Genomic DNA, 1,219 nt, shown 5'->3' on the forward strand with positions numbered 1-1,219 from the left:
GGGCCGGCACCCTCGGCTCGGCCGAGGCGGCCCGCATGGTGGCGCGGCTGCCGTACGGGCTGGTCTCGCTCGATGTGCACGGCCGGGTCTCCTACGCCAACCCCGCCGCCGCCGAGCTGATCGGTCTGCCCGCGGGCGAACTGCTCGGCACCCTGCTGTGGGCGTCGGTGCCGTGGCTGAACGACCCGGTGTACGAGGACCGCTACCGGGCGGCGCTGATCAGTCAGCACGTCACCTCCTTCGTGGCGCTGCGCCCGCCCGGTGACTGGCTGTCGTTCCGGATGTATCCGAGCACCACCGGGCTGAGCGTGCGGATCAGCCGGGCCCGGGCGGTGGCGGAGCCGGGCCGCGGCACGCCGGAGCCCGGTGCGGGGCGGGCCGGCCTGGTCACCATCTCGCACGTGCTGAGCCTGGCCGCGGCGCTGACCGAGGCGGTCGGCGTGCGGGACGTGGTGCGGCTGGTCGCGGACGAGATCGTGCCGGCGGTGGGCAGCCAGGCCCTGATGGTCCTCGGCTCGCAGTCCGGGCGGCTGCGCGTGCTCGGCCACCACGGGTACCGGGACCCGCGCGTCGTCGAGGGGTTCGACGGGATCCCGCTGACCGCGCCGACGCCGGGCGCGCACGTGCTGACCACCGGAGTGCCCGCCTTCTTCGACTGCCGGCGGCAGCTGGAGCGGCTGTACCCGCACCGGGCCTCGGTGCCCGACGACTTCGCCGCCTGGGCGTATCTGCCGCTGATCGCCTCCGGACGCCCGGTGGGCACCTGCGTGCTCTCCTACGCCGAGCCGCACCACTTCCCCCCGGACGAGCGGGCGGTCCTCACCAGCCTGGGCGGGATGATGGCGCAGGCCCTGGAGCGGGCCCGGCTCTACGACGCCAAGCACCGGCTGGCACACGGTCTGCAGCAGGCGCTGCTGCCGCACTCGCTGCCCCGGCTGGCCGGCTTCGACGCGGCCGCCTGCTACCTGCCGGCCACTCAGCACATGGAGATCGGCGGCGACTTCTACGACCTGGTGGCCACCGAGCCGACCGCGGCCGCCGTGATCGGGGACGTGCAGGGGCACAACGTGACCGCGGCCGGGCTGATGGGGCAACTGCGCACCGCGGTGCGGGCGTACACCACGGTGGGCCAGGAGCCGGAGGAGGTCATGCGCAGCACCAACCGGCTGCTGATGGACCTCGGGGTCGAACTGTTCGCCAGCTGCCTGTACCTGCGGCT

The 1,219-nt window shown here is 74.4% G+C and carries 1 pseudogene; it reads left to right on the forward strand.

Features of this window, described 5'->3' with window-relative positions:
• A pseudogene (locus tag RH94_RS45335) lies at window positions 1-1,219 on the forward strand (SpoIIE family protein phosphatase); the annotation flags it as partial.

This window comes from Streptomyces kebangsaanensis (genome assembly GCF_001906585.1).
GTDB lineage: Bacteria > Actinomycetota > Actinomycetes > Streptomycetales > Streptomycetaceae > Streptomyces > Streptomyces kebangsaanensis.